The organism is Necropsobacter massiliensis, assembly GCF_000827595.2.
Classification (GTDB): domain Bacteria; phylum Pseudomonadota; class Gammaproteobacteria; order Enterobacterales; family Pasteurellaceae; genus Necropsobacter; species Necropsobacter massiliensis.
On the sequence record NZ_LN776183.1, the window covers coordinates 287122 to 300806 of the forward strand.

General features: G+C 47.9%; 14 protein-coding genes. 4 read left to right on the top strand and 10 right to left on the bottom strand.

What is annotated here, in order from left to right; translation table 11 throughout:
• The first annotated feature begins 115 nt into the window (after positions 1–115).
• The 4 genes from BN3349_RS05210 to grxD all read left to right on the top strand — a co-directional run bounded on the left by BN3349_RS05210 (position 116) and on the right by grxD (position 2353).
• A complete protein-coding gene (locus tag BN3349_RS05210) occupies positions 116–697 on the top strand; it encodes a LemA family protein (protein ID WP_040976297.1) in 582 nt (193 codons plus the stop codon).
• 15 nt (positions 698–712) lie between these two features.
• Positions 713–1162: a TPM domain-containing protein gene (locus BN3349_RS05215; protein ID WP_040976502.1), complete on the top strand. Its 450-nt coding sequence runs from the start codon at positions 713–715 to the stop codon at positions 1160–1162.
• Positions 1155–1940 carry a TPM domain-containing protein gene (locus BN3349_RS05220; protein ID WP_040976298.1) on the top strand — a complete coding sequence of 262 codons (786 nt, stop codon included), beginning with the start codon at positions 1155–1157 and terminating at the stop codon, positions 1938–1940. The genes BN3349_RS05215 and BN3349_RS05220 overlap by 8 nt, the downstream gene beginning before the upstream one ends.
• 83 nt (positions 1941–2023) lie before the next feature.
• Positions 2024–2353 (top strand): Grx4 family monothiol glutaredoxin, encoded by a 330-nt coding sequence (gene grxD / locus BN3349_RS05225; RefSeq protein ID WP_032108903.1) that lies wholly within the window; start codon positions 2024–2026, stop codon positions 2351–2353.
• A gap of 106 nt (positions 2354–2459) precedes the next feature.
• On the opposite strand, the gene BN3349_RS05230 is transcribed toward grxD, so the two are convergent.
• From BN3349_RS05230 to BN3349_RS05275, 10 genes are all read right to left on the bottom strand, one after another.
• The gene (locus BN3349_RS05230) at positions 2460–4475 is read right to left on the bottom strand and encodes a TonB-dependent siderophore receptor (protein ID WP_040976299.1); all 2016 of its coding nucleotides are present in this window, start codon (positions 4473–4475) and stop codon (positions 2460–2462) included.
• A gap of 51 nt (positions 4476–4526) precedes the next feature.
• The gene (gene fhuB, locus BN3349_RS05235) at positions 4527–6482 is read right to left on the bottom strand and encodes a Fe(3+)-hydroxamate ABC transporter permease FhuB (protein WP_040976300.1); all 1956 of its coding nucleotides are present in this window, start codon (positions 6480–6482) and stop codon (positions 4527–4529) included.
• Positions 6476–7303, bottom strand: a complete 828-nt coding sequence (locus BN3349_RS05240) for an iron-siderophore ABC transporter substrate-binding protein (protein WP_370738135.1) — start codon at positions 7301–7303, stop codon at positions 6476–6478. Before BN3349_RS05240 ends, fhuB begins: the two co-directional genes overlap by 7 nt.
• Before the next feature lie 55 nt (positions 7304–7358).
• Positions 7359–8123, bottom strand: a complete 765-nt coding sequence (locus tag BN3349_RS05245; RefSeq protein ID WP_040976302.1) for an ABC transporter ATP-binding protein — start codon at positions 8121–8123, stop codon at positions 7359–7361.
• Positions 8124–8257: 134 nt separating this feature from the next.
• Positions 8258–8569 (bottom strand): c-type cytochrome, encoded by a 312-nt coding sequence (locus BN3349_RS05250; protein ID WP_040976303.1) that lies wholly within the window; start codon positions 8567–8569, stop codon positions 8258–8260.
• Positions 8570–8571: 2 nt separating this feature from the next.
• Entirely contained in the window at positions 8572–9060 is a 489-nt protein-coding gene (locus BN3349_RS05255; RefSeq protein WP_040976304.1) for a TlpA family protein disulfide reductase, read from the bottom strand.
• Positions 9057–9728, bottom strand: coding sequence for an ABC transporter ATP-binding protein (locus BN3349_RS05260; RefSeq protein WP_040976305.1), 672 nt, complete (start codon positions 9726–9728; stop codon positions 9057–9059). Before BN3349_RS05260 ends, BN3349_RS05255 begins: the two co-directional genes overlap by 4 nt.
• Positions 9729–9730: 2 nt before the next feature.
• Positions 9731–10846: an ABC transporter permease gene (locus tag BN3349_RS05265; protein ID WP_101430482.1), complete on the bottom strand. Its 1116-nt coding sequence runs from the start codon at positions 10844–10846 to the stop codon at positions 9731–9733.
• 10 nt (positions 10847–10856) lie between these two features.
• Positions 10857–12176 carry an ABC transporter permease gene (locus BN3349_RS05270; RefSeq protein WP_040976307.1) on the bottom strand — a complete coding sequence of 440 codons (1320 nt, stop codon included), beginning with the start codon at positions 12174–12176 and terminating at the stop codon, positions 10857–10859.
• Between the two features lies 1 nt (position 12177).
• Entirely contained in the window at positions 12178–13578 is a 1401-nt protein-coding gene (locus BN3349_RS05275; protein WP_040976308.1) for a Fe-S-containing protein, read from the bottom strand.
• Positions 13579–13685 lie beyond the last annotated feature (107 nt).

Here is a 13685-nt window from a genome sequence, read left to right on the forward strand (position 1 = left end):
GATTAAAAAGACCTAAACGTAAGTTTAGGTCTTTTGTCGTCTAATAAGGGAGCGGATTAATGCTCCCGAAGATGAAAATTAACACATGCCTCTAATTGGTATAAGGAACTATAAAATGAAAAAATGGTTAGTCGTGATTCTTGTTGTCATTGTTGCGGGTTTTACTTTAATGAGCAGCTATAACGGTCTGGTTCAGGCGGAAGAAAAAATCGACTCGGTTTGGGCGAACGTGGAATCGCAATATCAGCGTCGCGCGGATTTAATCCCGAATTTAGTCAATACGGTGAAAGGTCAGGCAAATTTTGAGCAGGAAACCTTAACTAAAGTGATTGAAGCGCGGGCGAAAGCGAGCCAGACCAAAATCGATCCGAGCAATATGACAGAAGAACAGCTGGCACAATTCCAGCAGGAACAAAATAATGTCGGTTCCGCGCTGTCACGTTTACTGGTTACAGTAGAAAAATATCCGGAGTTAAAAGCACATGACGGCTTTATGAATTTACAGTCTCAGTTGGAAGGAACCGAGAACCGCATTAATGTCGCTCGAAATGCGTTCAATAGCGCCGCACGTGAATATAATCAAAAAGTGCGTCAGTTCCCGACTAAATTGGCCGCAATGATTTTGGGCTTTAAAGAAAAACCTTACTTTAAGTCCGCCGCCGGTTCGGAAAATGCGCCGGTAGTCAGTTTTAACTAAAATATGGTTGACATTATGCCGTTATTTTCAAGAATTCCCTTTGCTAAACAGCAGATTGAGGATGCGATAGCACACCTTGAATCACAAACGTCGGCGGAATTACGGGTTTATATCGAACGTTATATGAGCGATTGCGACGAGGGTTGTTCGGTTGTCGAACGGGCGTTGCGGGTTTTTGAGCAGCTGGAAATGCACGCCACACAAGCGCGCAACGGCGTATTGATTTATATTGCGTATAAGGATCATCGGTGTGCGGTGATTGGTGATTCAGGAATTCATCAGTATGTTGGCGAAGATTTCTGGCAACAACAATGTACTTTGATGACGGCGGATTTCAAGCAGCATCGTTATACCGACGGCGTAGTTCACTGTATTCGGCGTATCGCCGAGAAACTGGCGGCGCATTTTCCGATTCAGCCGGACGATAGCAATGAATTGGATAATGAGGTGATCATTCATGATTAAACTGATGCAAAGTGCGGTGGTTTTTTTCTGTGTTTTACTAAGCTTTGCAGCTTCGGCTGTAAACTTTCCCGCCGCACCGAACCCGTTTCGCTATGTGAATGATTATACCAATCGTTTAAGCGCGAGTGAAAAGCAGCAACTGGAAAACAAACTGATTGCCTATTCGCAGGAAACCAGCTCGCAAATCGCCGTAGTGCTGATTCCCACCACTGGTGACTATGATATCGCGCAGTATGCCTTTGAGCTGGGGGATAAATGGGGCATCGGGCGCAAACAGCTGAATAACGGCGTATTAATGCTGATTGCAGTTAATGATCGTAAAATTTTTATTGCTACCGGGCAAGGGTTGGAAGGTGTATTGCCGGATGCCTTTTTGTCGCAGACTATCCGCAGTGTTATCACACCGCAGTTTAAGCAGGGCAATTATGCCCGCGGAATCAGCAACGGTCTGGATAACATTATCGCCGCCAGCAAGGGTGAATTTGCCCCCGAGTCGCAGCAGCAAAATGATATGGGCGAATATATTCCTTTTATTATGATTACGATCTTTGTGCTGATTGTTATTTTCGGTGAAATACAGTGGCGCAAAACCCCTTATATCAGCCCAACCAATAACCATGGCGGGCAGATACTGCGTCGGCAGTCCACTATTGGGCGGCGTCATAACCGCAGTATCGGTGGTGGATTCGGCAGCGGCGGTGGCGGATTTGGCGGAAGTTCCGGAGGCGGCTTCGGCGGTGGTGGATTTGGCGGCGGCGGTGCTGGCGGCAGCTGGTAATAGTTGATTATGCCGGTCGGATTATTGGTATCTGGCGGAGCTTATGTTACAATCAGCGCACTTCATTATATACGAGGACGATTATGGAAACCCTAGATAAAATCAAAAAACAAATCAGTGAAAACCCAATTCTTATTTATATGAAAGGCTCGCCGAAATTTCCGTCTTGCGGTTTTTCCGCTCGTGCGGTAGAAGCGCTGATCAACTGCAAAGTGCCTTTCGGTTATGTGGATATTCTGCAGCATCCGGATATTCGTGCCGAACTGCCGGTTTACGCCAATTGGCCGACTTTCCCGCAATTATGGGTTGAGGGAGAGTTAATCGGCGGCTGTGATATTATCTTGGAAATGTTCCAGCAAGGCGAGTTGCAACCCCTGTTGACCGAGGTGGCGGAAAGACATCCGCAGGCATAATGCGTTACCGATAACATCCGCTGATAATAAGGCGGATTTTTTATTCCGCGAGCTTACCCGAAACGCAATGATTATTGACCGCACTTTTAAAGTGCGGTCTGTTTTTTTACCATTTATAACTGATTTCTGCGCTGATTTTGCGCCCTTCACCGTAATAGCAGGAATAATAACAGCCTGACAGGTATGTTTTATTCGTCAGATTGGAAATGTTGGCTTGTAGCTCCCAGTGTTTAGCCAGCGGATATTTCAGCATGACATCCCACAGCGTAACCGCCGGCAGCTTATATCCCGGGTTACCTATTTCATCGCTGGAGGTGCCGATATAGCGGAATCCCGCGCCTAACAGCAATCTGTCCAGTAGATTATCTTTGAAAGTATAGGTTGCACGCACCGACGCCGTATGGCGCGGAATCAACGGTTTGCGCACTTCGGTACCATCAGTTTTATCTTGCTTGGCTTGGGTGTAAGTATAAGCCAAAGCTGCGGTAATAGTATCGGTCAGATTGAAATCCGCATTGACCTCAACACCGCGGCTGCGTTGTTTGCCCGCTTGTGTAGTAATTGCGCCGGTCTGCACGAAACTGTTTTCTTCCTTAAGATGAAAATAGGCAACGGAGAATTTTCCGTCGATAAAGTGCGGTAAATATTTAATCCCGGTTTCATATTGCTTGCCTTTTAACGGCTCATAACGTTTGCCCTGACCGTCGTTTCCGGCAACCGGTTCAAATGATTCGGAATAACTGAAATAAGGCGATAATCCGTTTTCGGCAACATACATCATACCGCCGGAATAAGTGGTTTGATTATGGCGATAACTCTCTTTTACACCGAATGTATCGGAATCGCCACGCGCCCGATCATGCCGCAAGCCGGCGGAAAAGCGCCAATTGGCAATGCTCAGTTGATCTTGCAGATAAAAACCCAGCTGACGTTGTTTTATCGCGTAAGGATTAACGCTCGGCTCACGGATTCCTGCATAAATCGGGGCAAGCGTATTTAATGTGTTACCTGACCCATAGCCGTATTTTCCGCTTGCGCTGTTATGCTTATATTCAATACCGCCGAGCAAGGTGTTTTCCCCGCTGTCAAAGCGCCATGTTTTGGCTAATCGATTATCCAAAGTATGATTGCGGGTGAGTACATCAACAAACAGCGAACCTTGTTGAATCGTTGGAAAGGCAAGTATGTAACTGTAATAGCCGGATAATTGCTTACGGTCGTCCGCGTTAAAGCGATAAGTTTGGGTATAAATTAAATCGTTGCCGAAATCATGTTTAAATTCATATCCGACGGAATAGGATTTACGATCCAGATAATCCGTTGTCGGATCACCGAGATTGGTACGGCGGGAAATGGTGCCGGCAGAAGTATCAAGCGTGCCGATAAGCGGATAAAATGAGGTGGTTGGAACGCCTGCATCTTTTTGTACACTGGCAAGCAGGGTTAACGATGAGCGTTCGGAAATATCCCAAGTCAGGCTCGGTGCGAAATAATAACGCTCCAGCCACGTTCCATTGGTTTCACCGTGTTTTTTATTATAATTGCCCACCAAACGATAGCGCAGATTGTCCGCGGCGCTGTCACTGATATCCAGACTTAAACCGCGTTCGCTACGATTACCGATTTTAGCTTTAAATTCGCCCTGCGGCGTTTGAGTTGGTCGTTTGCTGACGAGATTGATCACGCCGCCCGTTTTGGCTGAACCATAAGTTAAGGAGTCGGCGCCTTTGATCATTTCGATGGTTTCTACACCGTATAGATCCGGGTTCCAGCCGGAATAACCGCCTTTATAAAAGGAAGAACCGTCAAGTGTAACGGTGGCATCAAAACCACGGATTTTTAACCAATCGCTGTCGTCTAAATCCGCACCGTAGGTTTGTGATAAAGCACCGGATTCATAGCGTAATGCGGCATCCAGTTGAGCGACGCCCATATCGGCGATTTGCCGGCTGTCTATGGTATTGACGGATTTCGGCGACAGGTATTCCACTTTGCCACTTTTGACTACGGAACCGACGACTTCAATTGCGTCCAGTGCTTCTTTTTTATCTTCCGCATAGGCGGAATTAAGGGCAAGTAGTACGGCGCTTGCGACACCGGTATAAATAAATGTTTTGTTCATTTTAGCCTTCCTATAACGAGTAATGTCAATTACGGCATTTGCCGTGGAGAATTAAATTTTTCGCATTGCAAGTAAGAAATAAGATCCGCCGACTAAGGTGACGACCAAACCGGCGGGGATTTCATAAGGGAATAAGAGTTGTCGCCCGCACCAGTCGGCGATAATCATAATCAGGCAACCTAATAACGCGGAAAACAGAATTTGTCGCGACGCCTTGGTTACGCCGAAGAATCGGGTTAAGTGCGGTACCAATAAACCGATAAAACTTAACGGACCGATAATCAATGTTGCAAGTGCGGTTAACAGCGCACTGAATAAAATCAGAATCCATCGCGTTTGCAGCAGGTTTAATCCCAGTGATTGTGCGATCGGTGCCTGTAATGCCAGTAATTCCAGCCAGCGAGAGAAGAGCAGACTCAACGCCAATAGTCCGAGACTGAACAGCAAAAACGGTAACGCAAAGCGCATATCTGCCTGTTGAGTAGAGCCTGATGTCCACGCGATCAACTGACTGACGCGCGGATCACCGCTGGCGATAACAAGGCTTTGCATCGTACTGAACAGCGCCGATAAACTTATTCCGGTCAGCAGCACTTTTTCCGGCAGCATGCCGTTGCGTTGATTTATCGCGCTTAATATAAACAATGCAATGATTGCACCGATGATCCCGGCAGCCCAGAAAAAGGCGGGGCGGGTGGCGGAAAAGAGAAATAATGCGACCAAAACACCCATACCGGTACCGGAAGATACCCCCAAAAGCTCGGGACTTGCCATTGGATTTAAGGTCAAACGCTGCATGAACACACCGGCAGTGGCTAACAATACTCCCACTGCGGCGGCGGTCAGTATACGCGGATAACGCAGTGTCAACAGGGGATCGGAAAATGCCGACCAATGCCATTGATTACCACTTTTACCGAGGCTCAGCGCGATGACGACAGCGGCGAATAATGCCACGCTTAGCATAATCGGATAGTGCGGTTTAAATATTTGTTGGATTTGGTAGGGCGTTTGTGGTATTCGTCCGTTGTCAGGTAACGCCCGGAACATCAGCCATAACAGCAACGGTGTGCCTAGTAATGAAGTGACCGCGCCGGTCGGTAAATTAATGTGTTTGAATAATGCGAGTAACTGTAGAGATAAATCGGTGATACTTAATAATAAGGCACCGGTTGAAAATGCGCCGATAAGCCGATACTGAAAGGTACGGATGCCCAACTGACGCACCAGTGTTGCCGCCGCTAATCCGATAAATCCCAACATACCTACTGCACTGACCACTGCCGCGATTAGATAGGCGCCGATAAGGATACCGATAAAACGCAGGCGACCTACCGGCAAGCCCAAACTGCGAGCATTGTCTTCGTTCAGCGATAGCATTGCCAACGGACGGCGCAACAAGGCGATTAACCCTAATAAAGGCAGGGCCTGCATGAACAGCCATTGACTATTACGCCAGCTTTCCTGTGCCAGTGAGCCAGCCCCCCATTGCGCTAAACCGCGGCTTTCTTCGGGATAAAACAACATCATTATGGCACTGAAAGAACCAAGGTAAAGATTTACCACTAAACCGGCAAGAATCAGTAATAAGGGCGACATGGTTTTGCGCCATGCCAACGCCAGCACTAAAGCTAAACTCAGCCCGGCGCCGAGCAAGGCAATAAGCGTTGCGCCGTTTTCCAGTAGCCCCGGCATGAAAATCGCGCAGACAAACAGGCTGAATTGCGCACCGGCGCTGATACCAATGGTGTTATCGGAAGCAAGCGGATTTGCTATTACCTGTTGCAATAAAAGGCTGGCAATGCCCAATATGCCACCGGCGATAAGTGCGATACAAATACGCGGCAGAGTATAGCTTTGCAGCAATAATAGCGCCAGCGATTCGCTCGGCAGAAAAAGCGCGATCAGCGATTGATTGTCCGGTAATTGCCATGCTAGCAGGCTGATTAACAGCGTCACGAAAATCAGACTTAACGCGATAAAAAATAAACGCTGATTTTTTACCATGATTCGCCCCCGTGCAATAAGCCGTGCGCTAATAGTTCGGCAAAACGCTGTGCCGACGGAATCGCACCGAACGTCCAGACTGCGGGGAGAATCAGCGGATCCTGCGCCATGCCGAGATGTTGCCACAAGGTATTATGCCGCAGCGCGGCGGCAATATCGGCGGGATAAGGCTGCACAACGACAAAACGACTATTGGCGGGCAGTGCCGTTAGTTGTGTCACTTCAATAGTTTGAAAGCCCCAATCGTTATGTTCGCCTTGCCAAGCATTATGTAAACCGAGTTGCTGCAACACCGCGCCGAAAGGACTGTTTTCGGCATAAATGCGCAAATGACGGGTATCGATAAACTGCACCAGAATTATCGGGCGGTCAGCAAAGGGTTGTAAGAGCGGTCGAATTTCCGCAATTTTTTGCTGAAATTGATTCAACAAACGATCCGCATTTTCCGTTTTGCCGATTAAGCGTGCGACTTGATAGGTGGCATGGATGATATTGCGCCATGCATTGCCCGGTCGATAAAAATCGACAATTTCCACCGTGCCGAATTGCTCCAGTAACGGCGTCGCAGACGCATAAAAACTACTGTTAATAAAAGAGAGTGGCTTATCTTGTAAGCTCTGTGACAATGTCAGTATTTGTTCGGGGTTCGGCTGCAGGCGAATACCGAGATCGACTATATTGTCCGGCAATTGCGGCTGCATCACCCAACGTCGATAACTCTTTACTTCTCCCAGCGCCAACGGAGGCTGATCCAACGCAATCAGCGTTTCCGCCACTGTCCAATCAAGGGTGGCATAAGCGCTATGTGATTGTGCCAGCATTCCTTGCGTCCAAAGAGGCAAGCAGCCGAAAATAAAAAGCAGAATATAACGCATATCAATAAAAACTCACCGGACGATCACAATGAGGATGATCGATAACATTCAGCCGAATTCCGTAAATAGCCTGTAACGATTCGGTATTGACGATTTGACGGGCATTACCTTGCGCCAGTATGCGACCGCTGTGCAACGCAATAAGCCGGTCGCAAAAGCGCGCTGCCAGATTAATATCGTGAATTACGATCACCACCCCGAGATTTAACTCCCGGCTCAGGTGAGACAACAACTGCATAACTTCTACCTGATGAGCGATATCCAACGGCGCGAGGGGTTCGTCCAGCAATAAAAAACGGCTTTGCTGTGCCAATAGCATCGCCAGCCAGACACGCAGGCGTTCACCGCCGGATAATATATCAACCAATTGCGCAGCGAATTTTTCCGTTTGGGTCAGCTTCATGGCGCGCAGTATTGCCTGCTGATCCGTTTCAGTTTTGCGTCCGAATAAACCGTTCCAAGCATACCGCCCCATATTCACTAATTCGCCGCCGGTCAGATTGATGCCCAAAGGTAAGTGTTGCGGTAAATAGGCGACCTGTTTTGCAAAATCGCGATGATTCCAATGGTTAATCGGTTTATCGTTAAGCAGAATGTCTCCGCCGCTTGCCGTTTGTTGGCGTGCCATCAGTTTAAGTAGCGTGGATTTGCCCGAGCCGTTATGCCCGATAAGCCCGTAAACTTTGCCGGCTTGCACAGACAATGTAGTTGGCGCCAACAAAGTGCGGTCGGAAATCGAAAAGAAAACGCGGTTGAGTTGAAACACTGCTATTCACCGTTGACAGTTGCTTGATTTTGAATCGCTGAATTATAGATGAAAATTATTTTTGTTTCAATTTGTGTATAGAGAAGAGAATGTGCGGAGAAGAAAAAGGGCGCAAAGCGCCCGCTGGATTTGAGTTATTTCAAATTCTGAATATACTCAGCGACCGCCTGCATATCCTCCTTGCCGAGGCGGGATTTTGCGCTGTTGCCGGCGCCGACAATTTCGCCGGCTTTACGTTTTTCAAGTGCGGTCACAATTTCATCAGTTTTAAGCGTATTAATCATAATAGATTGATTTAAAGCCGATTTTTCGCCTTGTTTGCCATGGCAGATGGCGCAACTTTGATTAAACAGGCGTTTGCCGCGTTCGGGATTGGTGTCCGCCTGAACAGTGGCAACGAAACATGATGCCAGTAATAAGGTTAGGGTAGAGTAGATTTTGTTCATTATCAGCCTTTAAACAGTTGTTGTAGCATATCCTCAGGAATTAATCCCTCGAATTTATAAAGGATTTTACCGTTCGGGTCAATGATAAAAGAGGTCGGCGTACCGATTAAACCGTAGCGTTCGGCGGTGATATGCAGCTGATCTTTGACAATCGGCAGACGAAGTCGATTTTTTTCCGCCACTGCCGCCGTATCGCTTCGTTCTCCGTCGATATTGACGGCAAGTACCTGTATTTGTGCGGAAGATTGCTGTAGGCGTTGCTGTAAAGCGTTCAGTTCAAAAAGACAGATTCCACAGCTTTCCGACCAGAAATTCAGCAGCACGGGCTTGCCTTGCAGATCGTTCAGATGCACTGCGTTGCCCTGTAGATCGAATACCGCAATTTCCGGCGCCTGAGCGCCGATTTCGGCGATTTCGTCTTTACAAGAAACTGTGCCGAAAACTACCGCACTTATCAGTAACACTTTGATAAATCGATTAATTTGTATCATTGATGATTATGCTCTTCACGTAAGAATTTGCCGTGTTGCAGGAAAATGGTGCGATCGGTCAATTTTCCCAGCTCCGGGTTATGCGTGACCATCACCACCGTGCGCCCCTGTTTATTCAGCGCGGTGAGCAGATCCAACACCAGTTTTTCGTTTTTTTCATCCAGATTGCCGGTTGGTTCGTCGGCAAAAATGACTGGCGGTTGATTAACCAACGCGCGGGCAATGCACACCCGCTGCTGTTCGCCGCCGGAAAGTTGGCTCGGGCGGTGATCGATACGATGCCCCAGTCCCACTTGCTCCAATACAGCTTTCGCGGCGGGTTCGTCCACTACGCTGTGATAATGCTGCGCCAGCATCACGTTTTCCAGCGCAGTCAGATAAGGAATTAAGTGAAACTGCTGAAAGACTAGACCGATTTTTTCCGCCCGAAAGCGCTGCCGCCCGGTGTCGTCAAGCTGTGCTGCATCGATGCCGTCCAGTATCACTTTACCTTCGCTTGCCGTATCCAGACCGGTCAGAATATTCATCAATGTGGTTTTTCCCGAACCGGAGGCACCCATAATGGCGACAAACTCGCCCTCGGCAATTTTAATATTAATGTCTTCAAGTGCGGTCACTTGACCGAATCGTTTATACAGATGCTGAGTTTCAATTACATAGTTGGTCATAATTATTCGCCTTTTAATACATTCGCCATTTGGATTTGCAACGCCCGACGGGTCGGCACGATAACGGCGATAAACGCCACGATTAATGAAAGCAGGACGGTAATCGGAATTACCGGTAAACGCATATCGATGTAGGCTTTAAATACCGTGATGCCGAGAATCTGAGCCAGCAAATAGCCGATAATCAGACCGGCAACAATTGCACATATTGCAATGAGTAAAATTTCGGTACCGATTTGGAGGATAATATCCCGCGGTCTGGCGCCAAGCGCTTTTTGCAGCGCGAATTCTTTCGCCCGTTCTCCGACAATGGCAATCAGCGTGGTGTTGACACAAAGGGTCGCCAGCACCAGAATGACCAACGAAATCAGCCCCATCAATCCTTTAATTTTATCTAAAATCTGTCCTTCTGACGCTGATACTTTGCGGATCGGACGAATTTCCAGATCAGGATAACGTTGTTGTAGTTGGCTGGCGAATTGCTCCACCTGCCCTTGATCGTTTTTCACATTCAACAGTGCGTTGGTTACCAGTCCGTCTTTTTCCAGCCAATCCTGTGCGAACTCAAGGCTGACAATCAGCATATTATCGGTAGCATCGCCGCTTTCTACAATCGCTTTAATGTTGAAGGTGTGTTTTTCTACCGCATTTTTGCTGAGTGTAATTTTACTGCCGACTTTCACATTCAACCGTTCGGCCAGGGTTTTGCCGATCATCGCGTTGCGCTGGTCGAAATTCACTCCGATAGCGGAACCGTTAATTTGCCAGTAGGGCGCTAATGTTCGCATATCTTCAAACCAGACGCCCATCAGCACGATTTTTTCCAGATCAGAACGGGCGACGCCGTACAGATAAGGGCTGGCCGCCGTCACCAGATTATCCGGCGCGTGGTGCAAAATTCGTTTGATGTCGCGTTCTTGGATCAAACCGCTACTGTTGGAACCGATATAGAAATTTGCGCCGAAAGTGCGCAATTCCTGACTCATTTTGGTATTAATATCAAAATAAACCGCCGCCATTGCCGTCACGATACTGGCACCCACGGTGAGTGCAGCAAAAATAATCAATACGCGTTGCAGGCGTTGACGCAGTGCACTGAAGATCAAGCGGCGGAACATAGCATATGAACTATTGACGGCCATATAGCACCTCCACCGGATATAAGCGCGCGATACGGTGCGCCGGGAACCAGGTTCCGACTAATGCGATGATAACCGATAACACCAATACGCAAGGAATTACGATCCAGGCAAAACTGAGCGGTGCGCCGAATAACGTTATTCCGATAAATTTCGCTAGCCCCCAGCCGGCAATACAACCCAACACGCCGCCGATAAGGGCGCTGATCACCGCTTCGCAATAAAAAAGCAGCACGATTTGCCATTGATAAGCGCCCAGCGCCTTCATCAGACCGATTTCTTTGCCGCGTTCAATAATGGTGGTGGTCATCAGCGAGGCGATCCCCATCGCCGCCGCAATCAGCGCGGCAACGGTGACCACAGCCAGTAATAGCTGAATTTTTTCAATCACTACGCCCTCGGAAGCGGCGACCTGCCAGATCGGGCGCACGATAGCACCGGAAACGGCTTCTTCCAGCTGGTGAGAAATTGAGGAAACATAAGCGGTACAATACCAACGGTCGTATTCTTCCGCCGCCAGCGCGTCGGCATTGGCGCGCGCTTTTCGCGATAGTTCGTTTTCCGGCACGGTGAGTGCGGAAACCTTAATAGCCTGAATTTTACCTGCTAAATCAAGTAGATTTTGCACCGCACTAAGCGGCAGCACTAATTGCTGATCTTCACTGCCGCCGGTGGATAGCACGCCGTGCAATTGAATGCGAATACTGTGCTGAATATCGCCTTCGTGATAATGTAGTGCAATTCGATCACCGATTTTCCAGCCGCTAGCTTTTGCCAGTTGCTCGCCGATTAGTGCTGGGATAAATTCTCCGAACTGATCATTGCTGTCGTCCACCCAGTTGCCTTCCACTTTCCAATACGGGCTGATAATGCGTTGCCCGGTGTGGTAGTCTTCTTCGTCGGGAATCGCGATGCGATGGTCAAAAAATGTACCTAGAATGGCGACATTGCGCTGATTATGTTGCGACAGATTGTCGGCTTCCACTTCGGCGGACAACAGCGGTGCGAAACCAACGATATTATTGCGCCAGAAAATATCTTTTACATTCGGCAGTTCTTTTTGATCGAGAAAATCCTGGGTGGAAAGAGTACCGCCGTTGACATCTTCGGGCAACACCGCGCTGCTGGCGGGTTCAACCAAAATATTGGCACCGTAAGATTTTAACTCGCGCGCCATTTTATCGCCGATGTCAATGGAAACAGCAAGTAGCGCGGAAACCAGTCCCGCCGCCAGAAAAATTGTGATAATCGCCAGCAGTTTGCGTTTTAAGCCATGTCGCCAAGATTGAAATAACATACGTGTCAGCATATCAGTTATTTCCTCCTTTATCGGACAAATAACTTTCCGGCTCATCACGGAAGCGATTCAAATTTTGCTCGGTGGCAAAGAAATAGGTTTTGCCTTCGTAGGTATATTTATATTCAGTGGCGGTATTTTTCAGTTTGCTGCCATCTACCGGATCAATAACTTCCAATTCAACGATAGTGGAAAAATAATTTAAACCGTCTTCCAGACTTTTTCGGCTGATGACAACCTGACCGTCCGTTTGCTGCCAGTTTTCGATCGGTACCGGGTTACAACCGCCCGGTTTGCCGATAGACGGAATAAACATGCGCACGCCGCAGCCGACGCATACCACCTGATCGCCTTCCATCACATAGCCTTGATCGCCGCATAAGATACAAGCGTCAAACACTGCGGCAAGATTGACGGTTTTGTTTGAACGATTAATGATAAAAAAGCGCACCGCTTTACCGTCGCTCGCGATCCAGACGAAACGGTGCAGTTTGCCGTCTTTAACTTGTTCGACCGGGATGCGCACATTATTGTCTTGATCCAACGAGACCGGTGTCGCTTCCGACAACCGCGGTGGCTGAGATGCGACTTTATCCCAGTAAAGCTGGGCTCCCAGCATAATTAGAACGGCGCTTAGCCCCCAAATAATAGTGCGTTTGGAATTGCGCATCAGCGCCATTTTTTTCCGCTTTTCGATGGGATTGGATTCTTGCCGTGCGGCGGATTTACGCGGTGAATGTACGCTGAACGCAAACCGTAAGAGAATAAAGAATAAAATCAACCCATTGATATAATTAAAAAAGGTTGTCACATTGCCAGCTTTGGCAACAAAACTCAAGCGCATTTTGGTCAATTCAATTACTTGCAGCTTCATCAGGGTTAATAAGATGTCGCCAATCAACGGCGTGATTAAAAGCAGCGTTATCAAACTGATCACAGCCAGACGAAGTGCGGTCAGTTTTTGCTGCGTTTTGCTTTGTTTAAACAGAATATTCAGCCACGCTAGTATAAAAATGCAGAAAAACAATCCTAAAATGACCGCACTTACATGCAAAATAAAATCGGTATTGATCACATCAGTATTGGTAATGGCTTCGATATTCGGATCTTTTGCCCACAGAACGCCGGCAATCAGGCAGAAGATAAACTGCCAGCCGTAGGCAAGCGGTGCCGAACGGAAAAATTGGCTGAAATAAAACAGTAAAAATGCGGCGAGCAGCACAAGATTTAGCGCTAGATTTGCTTGCTGACCGGCGGGGTAGTGCAGGCAAATGACAATCCCCAGCGCCAAGCCGGACAGACTGAGCCAGAGGATACTTTTCAGTTTAATGTTGGCGTAGTTCGCCCAGTTGCAGCCGAGCAGGATAGCAAGCGGCAGAATAGCTTGTAAGAGAAAAACAAAATAATAATTCATAATCGTTCCGTTACAGCCGAGAAATAAAAATTCGTTTTTGTAAAAACAACAAAACACCTTGGGTCACAGGTGTCGGAGTTTAGGGGCAGAGGCGGGCGCGAACGGTG

Bases quoted from the DNA above. Each gene is read 5' to 3' on its own strand.
- BN3349_RS05260 (WP_040976305.1), bottom strand. From the start codon at position 9,728: ATGACCAACTATGTAATTGAAACTCAGCATCTGTATAAACGATTCGGT.
- BN3349_RS05230 (WP_040976299.1), bottom strand. From the start codon at position 4,475: ATGAACAAAACATTTATTTATACCGGTGTCGCAAGCGCCGTACTACTT.
- BN3349_RS05265 (WP_101430482.1), bottom strand. From the start codon at position 10,846: ATGTTCCGCCGCTTGATCTTCAGTGCACTGCGTCAACGCCTGCAACGC.
- BN3349_RS05215 (WP_040976502.1), top strand. From the start codon at position 713: ATGCCGTTATTTTCAAGAATTCCCTTTGCTAAACAGCAGATTGAGGAT.
- BN3349_RS05255 (WP_040976304.1), bottom strand. From the start codon at position 9,060: ATGATACAAATTAATCGATTTATCAAAGTGTTACTGATAAGTGCGGTA.
- fhuB (WP_040976300.1), bottom strand. From the start codon at position 6,482: ATGGTAAAAAATCAGCGTTTATTTTTTATCGCGTTAAGTCTGATTTTC.
- BN3349_RS05210 (WP_040976297.1), top strand. From the start codon at position 116: ATGAAAAAATGGTTAGTCGTGATTCTTGTTGTCATTGTTGCGGGTTTT.
- grxD (WP_032108903.1), top strand. From the start codon at position 2,024: ATGGAAACCCTAGATAAAATCAAAAAACAAATCAGTGAAAACCCAATT.
- BN3349_RS05240 (WP_370738135.1), bottom strand. From the start codon at position 7,303: ATGCTGGCACAATCACATAGCGCTTATGCCACCCTTGATTGGACAGTG.
- BN3349_RS05220 (WP_040976298.1), top strand. From the start codon at position 1,155: ATGATTAAACTGATGCAAAGTGCGGTGGTTTTTTTCTGTGTTTTACTA.
- BN3349_RS05275 (WP_040976308.1), bottom strand. From the start codon at position 13,578: ATGAATTATTATTTTGTTTTTCTCTTACAAGCTATTCTGCCGCTTGCT.
- BN3349_RS05250 (WP_040976303.1), bottom strand. From the start codon at position 8,569: ATGAACAAAATCTACTCTACCCTAACCTTATTACTGGCATCATGTTTC.
- BN3349_RS05270 (WP_040976307.1), bottom strand. From the start codon at position 12,176: ATGCTGACACGTATGTTATTTCAATCTTGGCGACATGGCTTAAAACGC.